This window comes from Micromonospora sp. R311 (assembly GCF_056780015.1).
In genome coordinates this window covers 1-15,148 of the sequence record NZ_JBSWCE010000070.1, presented here as the reverse complement: position 1 = coordinate 15,148, position 15,148 = coordinate 1, and the positions used below count along the sequence as shown (strand labels likewise).

Below are 15,148 nucleotides of genomic sequence, written 5' to 3'. Positions count from 1 at the left end.
CAACAAGACCGGCGCACCCGTCACCCGGTCACTGATCGCCTACGACCACTGACCGGGATTCGGAACTACTCGTCTAGTCCTGGCCGCCGCCCTGCTCGGGCTGGCCACGATCGGCGACGGTTTCGTCTACCTGCTGCTGCAACGCCGGGAGAACCTGGACCTGACCTGGTTCCCGCTCCTCGCGGTCGGCACCAGCCTGGTGTATCTGCTGCTCGCCGCCCCGCTCGGCATGCTCGCTGACCGGATCGGCCGGCTGCCCGTGGTACTGGGCGGGTACGCGGCGCTCGGCGCGACCTATGTGCTGCTCGCCGGCCCGGTCGGCGGCTGGCCGCTGCTCGTGCTGGCGCTCACCCTGTACGGCCTCTTCTACGCGGCCACCGACGGCGTGCTCATCGCGCTCGCCGGGCCGGTGCTCCCGCCGCGGCTGCGCACCACCGGCATCGCCCTCGTGCAGACCGGGCAGGCGCTGGCGTACCTCGTCTCCTCCGTCCTGTTCGGACTGGCCTGGCAGGCGTGGGGGCCGGACGCCGCGATCCGGGTCGCGGCCGTGGCCGTCGCGGGCGTCCTGCTCGGCACCGTGCTCCTGCTGGCCCCCGCTTCCCGCCTCGTCACCCGGAGGGTGTCCCGATGACCGCGATGTCGACCCGAGCGAAGGCCGGGGTGGCCGCCGCCTCGGCCGTGCTGCTGGGGGCGGTGGCGGCCGGCTACGCCGCCGGCGCCGCCGAGCCGGCCCCGTCGCCGCCCAGCGCCGGCGCCGGCGCGGTCACCCTGGACCCCGGGCCGCGCCTGCTCACCATCACCGACCGGCACGTCTCGTCCGTCGCGATGGCGGATCCGGCCGGGCCGCGCGCCGTGTCGGCGCTGGCGTGCCTCCGGGTGTACGCGGCGGCCGGCACCGGCGTCTGCCTGGGCCCGGAGACGCCCTGGTCCTACCGGCTCGTCGTGCTCGACGCCGCGCTGCGGGAGAGGCGGGCCCTCGCCATCCCCGGCCTGCCCAACCGGGCTCGGGTCTCGGCCTCGGGGCGGATGGTCTCCTGGACCACCTTCGTCGGCGGGGACTCCTACACGAGCAGCGGCTTCTCCACCCGTACCGGCATCCTCGACGCCCGCAGCGGCACCACCGTGATGTCGCTGGAGGAGTTCGCGGTGACCCGCGACGGCAAGCCGTACCGCAACGCCGACGTCAACTACTGGGGGGTGACCTTCACCGGCGACGACAACACCTTCTACGCCACCATGTCGACCGGCGGGAAGCGGTACCTCGTCCGGGGCGATTTCACCGCGCGGACGGTGGTGACGCTGAAGGAGAACGTCGAGTGCCCGTCGCTGTCGCCGGACGGCCGGCGGATCGCGTTCAAGGAGGCGATCGACGCCGACCCGGCCAAGGGCTGGCGGCTGTCGGTCCTCGACCTGGCCACGATGCGGGTGACCGCGACGGCCGAGACGGCGAGCGTCGACGACCAGGCGGCCTGGCTGGACGACGCGACGCTGGCGTACACGCTGCGCCAGAGCGACGGCCGCCCGGACGTGTGGGCGGTACCGGCGGACGGGTCCGGTTCGCCCAGGCTGCTGGTACCGGGCGCCGAATCCCCGGCGCCGCTGGTCTGACCGCTACCGGCCCCGTCGGGGTCGGTCGGGCGTTACTTCGCCGGACACCGGACGCCAGCGAGTTACCGCGGATCGGGGCGTCCCGGTGGCCGGCGGCGGATTAATCGGCTCTGTCCGGGTACCCCGCGGTGTCCTGTCGCGGTGGGACCTGCCACGGCCGTCGCATCGCGGATCGCCCTTTCGTGCGCAGGAGGTGCGGAAGTGCCCATGCTGGCCGCGCTCGACCCTCGGCACACCGTCGCTCCCCCCGGGTACAGCCGGTGGCTCATCCCGCCGGCGGCCCTCGCGGTGCACCTGTGCATCGGGCAGGTCTACGCGACCAGCGTGTACAAGAACTCCCTCATCGCGCGCTTCGACGCCAGCCAGACCGCCATCGGCGTGATCTTCAGCATCGCGATCGTGATGCTGGGTCTCTCGGCGGCGGTCGGTGGCACCTGGGCCGAGCGCAGCGGACCCCGCAAGACCATGTTCACGTCCGCCTGCTTCTGGGCCGCCGGATTCCTGATCGGCGCGCTCGGCATCGCCACCCGCCAACTCTGGCTGCTCTACCTCGGCTACGGGGTGATCGGCGGTATCGGGCTCGGCATCGGCTACATCTCGCCGGTCTCCACCCTGATCAAGTGGTTCCCGGACCGCCCCGGGCTCGCCACCGGGTTGGCGATCATGGGGTTCGGCGGTGGCGCGTTGCTCGCCAGCCCGCTGTCGCGCCAGTTGCTCTCGCTCTACGACCCCGGATTCGATCCCGCCCGGGCGGGGGCGGTGGCCTCGGGCGGCGCGCTGGTGGGGCTCTTCCTCACCCTCGGCGTCGGCTATTTCATGATCATGATGTTCGGCGTGTTCAACGTACGGGTACCCCCGCCCGGGTGGCGTCCGGCCGGCTTCGATCCGGCGTCGGTCGCGCAGAAGCCCCTGGTCACCCGGGCCAGCGTGTCTGCCGCGAACGCCATCCGCACCCGCTCGTTCTGGTTGCTCTGGATCGTGCTCTTCACCAACGTGACCGCCGGCATCGGCATCCTCGAGCAGGCCGCACCGATGATCCAGGACTTCTTCCGGGACAACGCCGTGTCGGCCGTCTCGGTCGCCGGCGCGGCGGGCTTCGTGGGTCTGCTGTCACTGTTCAACATGGCCGGGCGCTTCGTGTGGTCGTCGACCTCCGACCTCATCGGCCGCAAGCCGATCTACGTGCTCTACCTCGGCCTCGGCATGGTGCTGTACGCCCTGCTGGCGGCGTTCGGGCAGAACGCGACCTGGCTGTTCGTGCTCCTCGCCGGCACCATCATCTCCTTCTACGGCGGCGGTTTCGCCACCGTCCCCGCCTACCTGCGTGACCTGTTCGGCACCCTCCAGGTCGGCGCCATCCACGGCCGGCTGCTGACCGCCTGGTCCGCCGCGGGCGTGGCCGGGCCACTGATCGTCAACGGGATCCTCGACACGCAGGGCAAGCCGGGCACGCTCACCGCCTCGTCCTACCGGCCGGCGCTGTTCACCATGGTCGGCGTGCTGGCCGTCGGATTCATCGCCAACCTGCTGGTGCGGCCGGTCCCGGAACGGTTCCACGAACCGGAGACCGGCGGATCCGTACCGGTGGCACCCGGTGAGAAGACCGACCCGGTCGCCCTGGGACCGGAGAGCCGACCCGCGGCACAGGTCGTCGGGACGCAGCGGACCCGGCTCTGGATCTCCTGGACGCTGGTCAGCGTGTTGCTCGCCTACGGCGTCGTGCAGACCCTGACCACCGCGGCGAAGCTCTTCACCGATTGATCCGCGCCGTCACCCCGGCGCTGGACGTTGCCGGCATCTGCCATGCTTCGGGCCGTGACGACCGGCCAACCGTCCAGACGCCGCACCCGCCGCCACGCCCGCAGGCGTACCGCTCCCTGGCTCCTCGTACTGGGTGCGCTCGGCGCGATCGGCGCGCTGCTGGCCGTCGTCGCCGTCGCCGTGGTCGTGGTGCCCGTGCTGCGCCCGCCGGGCCCCCGCCCCCTCTTCCAGCTCCCGGTCGCCTGCGGCGAGACCTGGCAGCTCGGCACCTACCCCGGCCACGACGACTACGACGTCGACCTGTTCCCCACGAAGGGCGAGGCATGGGGGCGGCCGGTGCTCGCCTCCTACGCCGGCACGGTCACCGAAGCGGGCATCAACGGCACCCTGGGTGGCCGTACCCCGGAGAACCCGGACGGCCCGCGCGGCCGCGGCGGCGGTTACTGGGTGAAGATCGACCACGGTGGCCGGTGGGAGACGCAGTATCTCCACCTGCTCGAACCGCCGCTGGTCGAGGAGGGGCAGCGGGTCGCCCAGGGCGAGCAGATCGGGCGGGTCGGCAGCACCGGCAACTCCGGCGCCCCGCACCTGCACTACGAGCAGCGCCGGGGCTGGGAGAAGGTCGAGACCTACTTCGACGGCGCGCCCTCCGGCATCACGAACGACGACACCGAATACACCGTCACACGGAGGAGCAACAACTGCGCCTCCGGCCAGCCGTAGCCGCCCGCACCGGCGACGGTGGCGGCCGACCGGGCCGCGTCGGCTACTGGGCGACGATGCTGTCCGAGCCGCTCGGCACCAGGCCGTGGCCGTCTCCCGGTGGCCGGGCGGCAGCCCGGTGGCGCTCCTGTTTCACCCGGTAGAGCCGCTGGTCGGCGACGGCCATCAGGGCGTCGAGGGTGTCGCCGTCGTACGGCGCGGTGGCCGCGCCGATGCTGACGCCGGTGTGCTGGCGTACCGCCGCGTCGATCCGGGACGCGATCGACGCGGCGATGGACTGTTCGGCGTCGACCAGGACGACGACGAACTCGTCCCCGCCGACCCGGGCGATGGCGTCCTCGACGCGCAGCACGTCCCGTGCCGCCGCCACCGTCCGCCGCAGCAACTCGTCGCCGGCGGCGTGCCCGAGCCGGTCGTTGACGAGTTTGAAGTCGTCCAGATCCAGGCAGAGCAGGGACGGGCCGGGGCGGCAGCCGCCGCGGAAGAGGTGGCTGGTGAACTCGGCCAGGCCGCGCCGGTTCAGCGCCCCGGTGAGCGGATCCAGCGCCGCGAGCGCACGCAGTTGGGACCGCTGGCGCGCCAGGCTCCGGGCCTGCGCCGAGCAGACCGAGGCCAGCACGAGCATCCCCGCGACGTAGATGAAGACGTGACCGGGGCGCGCCGGCCCGCCGGTGACGGCGACGACGAGGTAGGACCCGAAGACGAGCAGCTCGAGCGCGATCATCACCCGCAGGTGCGGCGTGTAGTTGGCGACGAACACGGTGGTGGTCACGAAACCCAGGGCGGCCGGCGAGGCGACCCCGCCGTCCCAGTGCGCGCCGAGCGCCGCCGTCAGGAGCGTGATCAGCAGGATCGTGAACGAGAGGCGGTATCCCGACACCTGCGTCGTCACCCGCCGCGCCGCCCACACCCCCACGAGCCCGGACGCCATGCCGCATAGGTAGGCCGCGAGCATGAGGGACCGGTTCGGCTGGTGGAGCGTCACGACGCAGTAGATGACGGCTACCGTGTGCGAGACGGCGTGCAACGCCGCGCCGAGGAGGATCCTTCGGCGACGCTCGTTCACCCGACTGTCCACCGTAGCCACGGCACTCCGCCGACGATCGCAGTGATGTGGTGGCGCGACCGGTCGAGGCGGCCGGGCCGACGGCCCGTGTCGTGGCCGCTCCGGTGGCGCGCCCTACCACCTCGACATTGAATGGTGTGCTTCCGTTCACCGTCAATACCCCGATCGGTAACCTCACCAGCTCGTGTCCGTACCGGTACGCACCGTCGAGGAGCAGCCGAAACGTCCCGGCGCGGTAGCGGTGACCCGCCGGGGTGGGGGTGGGCGGCGACGCCCGGCGCCCACCCCCACCGCCCGGCGTCGGTCAGGCGACCGCAAGGGATCCACCGACAAACAATTTTGTCTTGACAGGAAAAGCTGTCGGTGAGAGAGTCAAGGCATGTTCGACATCGCAGTGATCGAGGACCCGGCGGCGGCCGAGGCGTCGCTGGACCCGATGCGGGCGCGGCTGCTGGCCGAGCTCGCCGAGCCCGCCTCGGCGACCATGCTCGCGGCCCGGGTCGGCCTGCCCCGGCAGAAGGTCAACTACCACCTCCGGGCGCTCGAGCAGCACGGCCTGATCGAGCTGGTCGAGGAACGCCGCAAGGGCAACGTCACGGAGCGGGTCATGCAGGCCACCGCGGCGTCGTACGTGATCTCGCCGGCGGCCCTCGCCGCGGTGCGGCCCAAGCCGTCCGAGCAGCCCGACCGGCTGTCGGCGCGGTGGCTGCTCGCGGTCGCCGCCCGGCTCGTGCAGGACGTCGGTGCGCTCATCACCGGCGCCGACCGGGCCAGGAAGCGGGTGGCGACCTTCGCGATGGACGCGGAGGTGCGGTTCGCCTCGGCGAGCGACCGGGCCGCGTTCGCCGAGGAGCTGGCGTCCACCCTCGCCGCCCTGGTCAGCAGGTACCACGACGAGACGGCACCCGGCGGGCGCGCGCACCGGGTGGTGCTCGCCCTGCATCCCAGCGTCACCCCCACCACCGACACCGAGCCCGAGGAGTCCTGACATGACCGCCATGACCAGCCCGACCACCGGCGTCCTGCCGACCGGCCGGACCGTGCCGACGATCGCCACGACCCGCCGCCGGCGGCGTGCCCTCGGAGTGGGCGCCGCGGTGGCCGCCAACAGCCTGCTCTACCTGGTCGCCCGGGCGGCCGGCACGGACTTCCTGCTCACCGCGCCGGGCACCACCCAGGCGCACCAGTTGATCCTGCTGGAGATCGCCGGCTTCAGCCTGGTCTTCGCGCTCCTCGGCTGGGGCGCCCTGGCGGTACTCGAGCGGTACACCCGGCACGCCCGGGTGGTCTGGAGCGTGCTGGCCGGCACCGTGCTGCTCGCCTCGTTCGTGCCGGTCTTCATCGAGCGGGCCACCGTGGACACCCGGACCATGCTCTGCGTGTCGCACGTCGTGGTCGCCGCGGCCCTGCTGCCGATGCTGCGCCAGGCCGCCGGAGCCCGGCGGACCGCCCGCTGACCGAGCCCGCCCGTCGGCCGGCGCGACTCCGCGCTACGCCGACCCCGCCCGGCGACGCTCCGCGCGCCGGCCGACCAGATCCCGAACCTGATCAACCGCCACAGACGACGACCGAACACGACCGAGAGGTGCCGACCATGGGACACGCATTCGAGCTGCAGAAGGACATCGAGCTGGCCGCCACGCCGGAGCAGGTGTGGGAGGCGATCGCCACCGGCCCGGGGATCGACTCCTGGTTCATGGGCCGCAGCGAGGTGGAGCCGGGGGAGGGCAGCCGCACCCGCCACGACATGGCAGGCTTCGTCAGCGAGGCGACGGTCACCGGCTGGGAGCCCGGCAAGCGGTTCGCCTACCGCAGCGACCCCGCGCCGGACGGCACCTTCATGGCCCTGGAATACCTGATCGAGGGCCGTGACCAGGGCAGCACCGTGCTGCGGCTGGTGCAGAGCGGCGTCCTGGGCGACAACTGGGAGACCGAGTACGAGGCGATGAAGGTCGGCTGGGACATGTACCTCGGCACGCTGGCCGCGTACGTGGCCCACTTCGCCGGGCGGGCCGGCATCCCGGTCACCGCCTTCCGGCCCGGGGCCGGCGCCCCGGACCAGGTGTGGGCGGCGGTCGGCCGCGCCCTCGGCATCGCCGGCCCGGTCACCGAGGGGGCGCCGGTCCGGTTCACCGTCGACGGACTGCCGCCGGTCGAGGGGGTCGTCGACCTCGCCGGCCTGCCGACCTACCTCGGCGTCCGCACCGACGACGCGCTCTACCGGTTCCTGCACTCCGGCACGGAGCGGGGCAACACCCTGGTGCTCGGCCACCACCTCTTCGGCCCGCGGCAGGACCCGGAGCGCGCCGGGCAGGCCTGGCAGAACTGGGTGACCGCACTTCCGATCGGCTGACCGGCACACCGACGCCGGCCCCGCCACGCACGACGGTGGCGGGGCCGGCGCGCGCCCCCGTCGACAGGCGAACCCGGGAACAGATCCGCCGGTGTTAGGGTTCGTTACGAGTGATCGAGCGAGGGAGAGCAGACATGGCAGGTGACGACGACATCTCCGGGTGATACCGGAGGGTCCGGCCACCGGCAGGCGCAGTGAGCGCCTTCGCCGTGGCCATGACGTCGTTCCGCCAGCCCCTGTCTCCTGCTGGGCGGGCCCCGCCACGCCCACGTCACCGCCGAGGTCTCTCAGATGTCCGATGCCTTTATCGTCTGCTCGAACCTGTCCTTCTCCTGGCCGGACGACACCCCGGTCTTCCAGGAGCTGTCCTTCGCCCTGGGGGCCGGCCGCACCGGCCTGGTGGCGCCGAACGGCGCCGGCAAGACCACCCTGCTCAAGCTGATCGCCGACGAGCTGCGGCCCACCGGCGGCACGGTGACCGTCAACGGGGTGCTCGGCTACCTCCCGCAGAACCTGTCCCTCGTCGGCGACCTGACGGTCGCCGAGGTCCTCGGCATCGACCGGGTGCTGCGGGCGCTGCATGCCATCGAGGCCGGCAACGCCGGCGATGAGCACTTCACCGCGATCGGGAACGACTGGGACGTCGAGGAGCGCACCCGGGCCGAGCTGGACCGGCTCGGCCTCACCGACGTCACGCTCACCCAGCAGCTGCGGACCCTCAGCGGGGGCCAGGTGGTCTCCCTCGGTCTGGCCGCGCAGCTGCTCAAGCGGCCGGACGTGCTGCTGCTCGACGAACCGACCAACAACCTCGACATCGACGCCCGGCACCGGCTCTACGGAGTGCTGGAGCACTTCACCGGCTGCCTGCTGCTGGTCAGCCACGACCGGGCGTTGCTGGACCGGATGGAACGGATCGTCGAACTCGACCGGGGCGAGATCCGCTCCTACGGCGGCAACTTCACCGCGTACGAGGAGGCGGTGCGCGCCGGGCAGGAGGTCGCCGAGAAGAACCTCCGCAACGCCGCCCAGGAGGTCAAGCGGGAGAAGCGGGAGATGCAGCAGGCCCGCGAGCGGGCCGAGCGCCGGGCCGGCAACGCGTCCCGGAACCTGAAGAGCGCCGGTCTGCCGAAGATCGTCGCCGGTGCGATGAAGCGCGGCGCCCAGGAGTCGGCGGGCAAGGCACGCGAGACGCACGCCGCGCGGGTCAGCGAGGCCAAGGCCCGGCTCGACGAGGCGGGCCGCGCCCTGCGCGAGGAACAGAAGATCACGCTGGACCTGCCCGGGACCAACGTCCCGGCCGGGCGCACGGTCTTCCTCGGCGAACGGATGCAGGTCCGCTACGGCGACCGCGCCCTCTTCGCCGGCGACGGCCTCGACCTGACCATCCGGGGGCCCGAGCGGATCGCGCTGACCGGCCCCAACGGCGCCGGCAAGTCGAGCCTGCTGCGCCTGATCACCGGTGACCTGGAGCCGGAGGGCGGCTACACCAGGCGGGCCGAGGGCCGGGTCGCCTGCCTGTCCCAGCGACTGGACCTGCTGGATCCGGACCGTACCGTGGCCGAGAACCTGGCCGCGTCCGCTCCGGACCTGCCCGAGGCACAGCGGATGAACCTGCTCGCCCGCTTCCTGTTCCGTGGCGCCCGGATGCACCTCCGGGTCGGGGTGCTCTCCGGCGGGGAGCGGCTGCGCGCCACCCTGGCCTGCGTCCTGTGCGCCGAACCGGCGCCCCAACTGCTGCTGCTCGACGAGCCGACGAACAACCTGGACCTGGTCAGCGTCGGCCAGTTGGAGAGCGCACTCAACGCGTACCAGGGCGCGTTCGTGGTGGTCAGCCACGACGAACGGTTCCTGGAGGACATCAGGGTGGACCGCTGGCTGCGGCTCGCCGACGGCCGGCTGCTGGAGACGGGGGCGCCCGACCGCGACTGAGGCGTGGGGCGGCCGTACGCCGGACCGGGAGGATCCCCGGGCAGCCCGTTCGCCGGGTTGCGGTTCCGCTTCGAGGGAGTACGACGACACCACATCCGCCGGCTGCGTATCGCCCCCTGACCACGGGGCCGGGCAGCCCTGACGCGGACGGGCCGGAGCCGCGCCCGGCTCCGGCCCGTGTCGCGGGTGGTGGTTACGGGACGGGGTACTCCGCGACGTAGACCGGCACGCCGATCCGGGTCGTGTCGGCCGCCGCGCCCAGGCCGTTGACCACGTGGTCGATCGTGCCGGCGCTGAGGTTGACGGTCATGATGTGGTGCAGCTTCACGCCCGGCGTCACCGGGACCTCGAAGCCGTTCTCGGTGTGGATCGACGGGTTGTTCTGGTTGAAGACGTACACGCCACCGCCGTGGAGGGTGTGGTGCTTCACCCGGTCGCCGACCTTGTAGCCGGCCCAGCCCTCGACGTCGCCGTTCATCCAGTCGGCCTGGGTCGGCGGGTCGTACGGCAGCTCGTTCTGGTACAGGATCGTCGTGCCGTGCTCGCCGTTCCAGACGGTGTTGTACCGCTGGAAGTGCTCGACGAAGAGCCCGGTGGCGGTCACGTGGTCGCCGTTGATGACCGCGCCGTACCGGCCGGTGTTGGTCCGCCACCGCTGGGTGTCGCCGTTGACGCCCTCGGTGAAGCCCTCGACGCCGTGGTCGCCGCGCCACACCCAGGTGTGGTCGATGAGGACGTGGTCGCTGTTCACCTCGAGTGCGATGTTCGTCCGGCCGATGTGCGGCCCGCCGACCCGGAAGTAGACGTCGGAGAGCGTGATCGGGTTCCACGGCGTGCTGTGGTTGCGGCCGTGCCTGTCGCCCACCCGCAGCAGTACCGGCGACTCGGTCGGGCCGGCGTCGATCGTGACCCCGGCGACGACCACGCCGGGGACGCCGGCGACGTCCAGCGGGACGGACCCGTTCACCGCGGTGAGGGTGGCGTGCCCGAGGCCGAGGACCACCGTGTCCGGCCGCCTGACCTGGATGCTGCGGGCGATGTCGTACACGCCGGGGGTGAGCAGCAGGTGCTTGCCGCGCGCGAGCTGGCTGTTGATGACCCGGACCGGGTCGGACGGCTTGGCGATGAAGAAGTCCTCGATCGGGATGCTCCGGCCCGGCGTGCTGCCGTCGGCCCAGGAGACGCCCCGGCTGTCGCGCCGCACGGCGGGCACCCGGACCTGGTACCGGCCCTTGCCGTCGACGAAGAGGTAGGGCTTCTCCCGGCTCAGCGGAGTGGTGGCCAGCGTGGTGTACGGCGGGTCGGGGAAGCCGGCGTCGTCCGGGGCGCCGACGACGCCGGTGAAGACCTGGTTCCACACGGCGTTGGACCAGCCGGCCACCTCGCTGTTGCGGGTCAGCCACTGCTGCTGTGAGCCGTTGGTGGTGGCGGGCAGCCGCGAGTCGGCGATGAAGCCGCCGCTGGCGTACTGCGGGCCCGCGGTGCAGTAGTCCATCAGCGACAGGTTGCCGCCGTCGATGTCGAGGCGGCGCATCGACACCGCCTGGGACACGGCCCAGAAGTTCGCCGACGACCGGCAGCCGTCCTGGCCGGCGGCGTCGATGTGGATGGACAGGTTGGACAGGGTGCGCCAGAAGTTGACCAGCGCGAGGCAGTTGGCGGTGCCGCCGGCCTCCAGGCAGCGGTTGTAGACCTCGACCTTGCCGTTGATGTCGACGTCGGTGGGCGCGGCGCCCAGGCCGGAGACCTCCGTGTAGTAGCCGACCCGGACCTGCAACGGCTGCTCGGCCGTGCCGTAGCTGCCCGGCTTGAACAGGTAGGCGTGCCGCGCGGTGCCCATCTCGTTGTCGACCTGCCGGGTGTGCGCGGCGTCCAGCGTCGCCTGGATCTCGCCGACCGGCATGCCCGGGTCGAAGATCGTGACGTTGGGCCCGAAGTCCGGCGTGCCGGGCCGGCCCGGGCCGGCGGTGGCGGCGGTGCCCGTCATGGTGGCGGTCGTCGCCAGCACGAGCCCGAGCAGCAGCGCCCGGCCGCCCAGTCGCCGCCGCACGCCACGGGGATGCGTCGTCATACGGTTCGTCCTCTCCGCTGGCCCGGCACCTGCGCCGGGCGCAGCGACGTGGGGTGGGGTAGGAGACCTGCCAGTCGGACGGGCGGAGCAGCACCTTTGTGAGAGCGCTCTCTCGCTCGTCCTACTTGTATCACGTCGTGAAAGAAGGGAGTGGCTTGTTTCTACCCTGTGAACCCGCTCGCCCGCTACCGGCGCGAGCGACGATTTTTCCGTGCCGGCCGGTCTCGGCGCGCACGGGCGCGGGGGTGACGACGCTGCGCGTCGCCACCCCCGCGGTTGTCGGATCTCAGGAGGCGGTGCAGGACCGGACCTGGGGGCGGGTCCAGTTGCCGTTGGCCATGGTGGTGAAGCCGAAGACGTTGCCGCTGCCGTTCGACCTCATGGTCATGACGTTGCCGCTGGTGTCCCAACTCGGGGTGCCGTTCCAGGTCGACGAGATCTTCTGCGGCGGGGTCACGGCGACGACGACGGTCCAGTTGCTGGCGCCGCTGACGCTGACCTCGCTGTTGAACCGGTCGCTCCATCGGGTGCCGTCGCGGAGGGTGGCGGTGCAGCTGCCGCCGCCGGGCGGCGGGGTGGTCGGCCCGGTGGTCGGTGGGTTGGTGGGCGGGGTGGTGCCGCCGTTGAGGGCGGCGAGGACGGCGTCGTACGCGGGCTTCTTGGCGCCGCTGCTGGTGAACAGCAGCGGGTTCTGGTCGGCCCGCCAGGAGTCGCTGTCCCGGATGCCCCAGACGGTGATGCCGGTGCACCGGGAGACGGCCAGGCAGTCGTTGACCACGTTGCGGTACGTGTCGGCCGGGGCGTTCTGGATGTCCAGCTCGGTGATCTGCACGTCGACGCCGAGCGCCGCGAAGCTGGACAGCGTGGTGCGGTAGTTGCTCGGGTACGGCGAGCCGCTGTTGAAGTGGGACTGGAGGCCGACGCAGTCGATGGGCACGCCGCGCTGCTTGAAGTCGCGGACCATGGTGTAGACGGCCTGGGTCTTGGCGTGCGTCCAGTTGTCGGTGTTGTAGTCGTTGTAGCAGAGCTTGGCGCCGGGGTCGGCGGCGCGGGCGGCCCGGAACGCGGCCTCGATCCAGTCGTTGCCGGTGCGCTGCAGGTTGGAGTCGCGCCGGGCGCCGGTGCTGCCGTCGGCGAACGCCTCGTTCACCACGTCCCAGGCCACGACCTGGCCCCGGAAGTGGGTGGCCACCTGGGTGACGTGGTTGAGCATCGCCTGCCGCAGCGCGCTGCCGCTCATGTTCTGCATCCAGCCGGGCTGCTGGGAGTGCCAGGCCAGGGTGTGGCCGCGCACGCTCATCCCGCGGCTGCGGGCGTGGCTGACGATCCGGTCCGCGTTGGTGTACGTGAACTGGCCCTGCTGCGGCTCGGTGGCGTCGATCTTCATTTCGTTCTCGGGCGTCACCGAGTTGAACTCGCGGTTCAGGATCGTGGTGTAGGCGCTGTCGCTGAGCTTGTTGGCGGCCACGGCGGTGCCGAAGTACCGGCCCCGCTCCGCCGCGGACGCGCCCAGCGTGGTGCCGGCGCTGGCCGAGACGGGCAGGACCACGGCGCCGGCCGCGGCGAGGAGGCCGACGGCGGCGAGGACGAGGGCGCCCCGCGTCCGGGAGGTCGATTTCGGACGGTTGCCCCGCTGGCAGCTGTCGATCATTTTCTGCCCCTTCTGTCGGGAGGTCGGACCGGGCTGGTCGGGCGCCGGCCGGGGGTGGTGGGCGGTGCGGCGGGTCGAAGCCGGCCAGCTGGAGGCGCCTGCGGAAGCAGCTTCCGGTATCGACTCAGGTAGATGTGGAGTATTGCAGCGACCTCGAAAGGCGGCAACAATTTCCGGAAAACTAACGAGAGTTCAGCCCGGGCAGGGAACTCTGCTATGGACCGAAACTCCAGGCCAAGGCAATATGTGGCGCGGTCGCTGCCTCGAAGCGATCCACGCTGGAAGTTCACCGAACGGCAGGGGCACCGGATATTCCGGAGCCGCTTCCGCAACAACCGGTGGGTGGGCGGGTGCCGCCGCGGGTCGGCGTCGGCCGGCTCACCGGCGGCTCCCGCCGGGCCGGGGCCGGACCGGTGGCCGGGATTTGCCGGATGGTCAGCCGGTGGCGGCCCGCTCCGTAGAATCGCTGGAGTGCCACAGATCGTGCAGTTGCTGGCCTCGCCGGTGCATCGCTACCTGGGTCGGCCCGCCGACGGTCCGGCGCCGGCCCCGCCCGGCGAACTGGTCGAGGAGATCCAGGTCCGGTCCGGCCTCGGCGTCGTGGGCGACCGGTACTTCGGCAAGCCGGCGCACCGCGAGGCGAGCGTGACCGTGATCGCGCAGGAGTCGCTGCCGCCCGGAGTCGACCTGGTCCAGGTCCGGCGCAACGTCCTCACCGCCGGGATCGCCGTGGACGAGCTGATCGGCGCCGTGCTGGTGCTGGATTCGGGGGCCGGGCCGGTGAGCCTGCGGGTCAACCGCCCGGCGAATCCCTGCGCCTGGATGGACGTCGCCATCGGGCCCGGCGCCTGGAAGGCGCTGCGCCGCAGGGGCGGGGTCCGCTGCACGCCGCTGAACGACGGCACCCTGCGCGTCGGCCCGGTCGACGTGACGGTCAGCCGGTAGCCGACCAGCCTGGCCCGTCTCAGCCACGCGGCGCGGCCGGAAAGAAATCCTCCGGGCGATGTCGAGGACGGCATCGTCGGTGTCGACCGTCGGGTAGAGGCCGGCCCGGCTGCCGGCGGGCCGACGAGACGAAGGAGTGGATCGATGACGAAGGTCACGACCGGGGCCACCATGTCGCTGGACGGCTACATCGCCGACCCGTCGCACGGCGGGTTCGAGTACCTCTTCCAGTGGTACGGCAACGGCGACGTCGAGACGCCCACGGCGAACCCCGAGATGACGTTGCGCACCTCCGCGGCCAGCGCGCGGCACCTGCGCGAGCTGACCGAACGCACGGGCGCCCTGGTCGTCGGCCGGCGGCTGTTCGACATGACCGGCGGCTGGGGCGGCCGGCACCCGATGGACGTGCCCGTGGTCGTCGTCACCCACTCGGTGCCCGACGGGTGGGAGCCGGAGAACGACTCGTTCGTGTTCGTCACCGACGGCATCGAGAGCGCGATCGCCCGGGCGAAGGCCATCGCCGGTGACCGGGAGGTCGGGGTCAACGGCGGCACGATCGCGGCGCAGGTGTTCGCGGCCGGCCTGCTCGACGAGGTCCACGTCGACCTCGTGCCCGTCCTGCTCGGCGACGGCATCCCGCTCTTCGCCGGGTTGCAGATCGCACCCCTCCTGTTGTACGGGCCGACCCGGGTCGTCGAGGGCGACGGCGTCACCCACCTGGCCTACCGGGTACGCCGGGCAGGCTGACCGGGGGTGGCCGGCCCGGCTCCGGGCCGGCCGCCCCGCGTCGACCAGCGCGGGCCGGACCGGCTCGCCGGGCTCCGGCCGGTGACACCGCTAGTGCGGTGTCCACTAACGTTCACCGGGTGTCCGGTGGGTGTTGTGGATCCTCACCCTGATTGGTGAGCGACTCCCCGCCGGGTGGTGGGGCGGGCCTCCGCGGGCCAACTGATCCTCGCGCCGTCCGTGGGCGGCGGGGGTCACGTCGGGACTGGCCGGCGCCGGGGAGGTGCCGGCCGGCTCGACGGTGCGTGACCACCT

At 72.2% G+C, this 15,148-nt stretch carries 13 protein-coding genes; 10 read left to right on the top strand and 3 right to left on the bottom strand.

What is annotated here, in order from left to right:
* Nucleotides 1-79: 79 nt before the first annotated feature.
* From AC1WTP_RS33365 to AC1WTP_RS33350, 4 genes are all read left to right on the top strand, one after another.
* Nucleotides 80-631 carry an MFS transporter gene (locus tag AC1WTP_RS33365; RefSeq protein ID WP_481653214.1) on the top strand — a complete coding sequence of 184 codons (552 nt, stop codon included), beginning with the start codon at nt 80-82 and terminating at the stop codon, nt 629-631.
* On the top strand, nt 628-1,608 hold the full coding sequence (locus AC1WTP_RS33360) for a TolB family protein (RefSeq protein ID WP_481653212.1): 981 nt from the start codon (nt 628-630) through the stop codon (nt 1,606-1,608). The genes AC1WTP_RS33365 and AC1WTP_RS33360 overlap by 4 nt, the downstream gene beginning before the upstream one ends.
* Nucleotides 1,609-1,815: 207 nt before the next feature.
* Nucleotides 1,816-3,369 carry an OFA family MFS transporter gene (locus tag AC1WTP_RS33355; RefSeq protein WP_481653213.1) on the top strand — a complete coding sequence of 518 codons (1,554 nt, stop codon included), beginning with the start codon at nt 1,816-1,818 and terminating at the stop codon, nt 3,367-3,369.
* Nucleotides 3,370-3,423: 54 nt separating this feature from the next.
* Nucleotides 3,424-4,092, top strand: a complete 669-nt coding sequence (locus tag AC1WTP_RS33350; protein ID WP_481653211.1) for a M23 family metallopeptidase — start codon at nt 3,424-3,426, stop codon at nt 4,090-4,092.
* A 43-nt stretch (nt 4,093-4,135) separates the two neighbouring features.
* On the opposite strand, the gene AC1WTP_RS33345 is transcribed toward AC1WTP_RS33350, so the two are convergent.
* The gene (locus AC1WTP_RS33345) at nt 4,136-5,023 is read right to left on the bottom strand and encodes a GGDEF domain-containing protein (protein WP_481653210.1); all 888 of its coding nucleotides are present in this window, start codon (nt 5,021-5,023) and stop codon (nt 4,136-4,138) included.
* A 514-nt stretch (nt 5,024-5,537) separates the two neighbouring features.
* Between AC1WTP_RS33345 and AC1WTP_RS33340 the strand changes: the two genes are divergently transcribed.
* From AC1WTP_RS33340 to abc-f, 4 genes are all read left to right on the top strand, one after another.
* The gene (locus AC1WTP_RS33340) at nt 5,538-6,146 is read left to right on the top strand and encodes a helix-turn-helix domain-containing protein (RefSeq protein ID WP_481653209.1); all 609 of its coding nucleotides are present in this window, start codon (nt 5,538-5,540) and stop codon (nt 6,144-6,146) included.
* A 1-nt stretch (nt 6,147) separates the two neighbouring features.
* Entirely contained in the window at nt 6,148-6,615 is a 468-nt protein-coding gene (locus AC1WTP_RS33335) for a DUF6069 family protein (RefSeq protein WP_481653208.1), read from the top strand.
* Nucleotides 6,616-6,752: 137 nt separating this feature from the next.
* Nucleotides 6,753-7,511, top strand: coding sequence for an SRPBCC family protein (locus AC1WTP_RS33330; protein ID WP_481653207.1), 759 nt, complete (start codon nt 6,753-6,755; stop codon nt 7,509-7,511).
* A 291-nt stretch (nt 7,512-7,802) separates the two neighbouring features.
* Nucleotides 7,803-9,440 carry a ribosomal protection-like ABC-F family protein gene (gene abc-f / locus AC1WTP_RS33325; RefSeq protein WP_481653206.1) on the top strand — a complete coding sequence of 546 codons (1,638 nt, stop codon included), beginning with the start codon at nt 7,803-7,805 and terminating at the stop codon, nt 9,438-9,440.
* A gap of 193 nt (nt 9,441-9,633) precedes the next feature.
* On the opposite strand, the gene AC1WTP_RS33320 is transcribed toward abc-f, so the two are convergent.
* Nucleotides 9,634-11,511: an adenylyl cyclase gene (locus tag AC1WTP_RS33320; RefSeq protein ID WP_481653205.1), complete on the bottom strand. Its 1,878-nt coding sequence runs from the start codon at nt 11,509-11,511 to the stop codon at nt 9,634-9,636.
* Between the two features lie 286 nt (nt 11,512-11,797).
* Complete coding sequence (locus AC1WTP_RS33315) at nt 11,798-13,162, bottom strand: glycoside hydrolase family 10 protein (RefSeq protein WP_481653204.1); 1,365 nt, start codon at nt 13,160-13,162, stop codon at nt 11,798-11,800.
* Between the two features lie 471 nt (nt 13,163-13,633).
* On the opposite strand from AC1WTP_RS33315, the gene AC1WTP_RS33310 reads away from it, so the two are divergent.
* Nucleotides 13,634-14,107, top strand: coding sequence for a molybdenum cofactor biosysynthesis protein (locus AC1WTP_RS33310; protein WP_481653203.1), 474 nt, complete (start codon nt 13,634-13,636; stop codon nt 14,105-14,107).
* A gap of 144 nt (nt 14,108-14,251) precedes the next feature.
* Nucleotides 14,252-14,854 carry a dihydrofolate reductase family protein gene (locus AC1WTP_RS33305; protein WP_481653202.1) on the top strand — a complete coding sequence of 201 codons (603 nt, stop codon included), beginning with the start codon at nt 14,252-14,254 and terminating at the stop codon, nt 14,852-14,854.
* Nucleotides 14,855-15,148 lie beyond the last annotated feature (294 nt).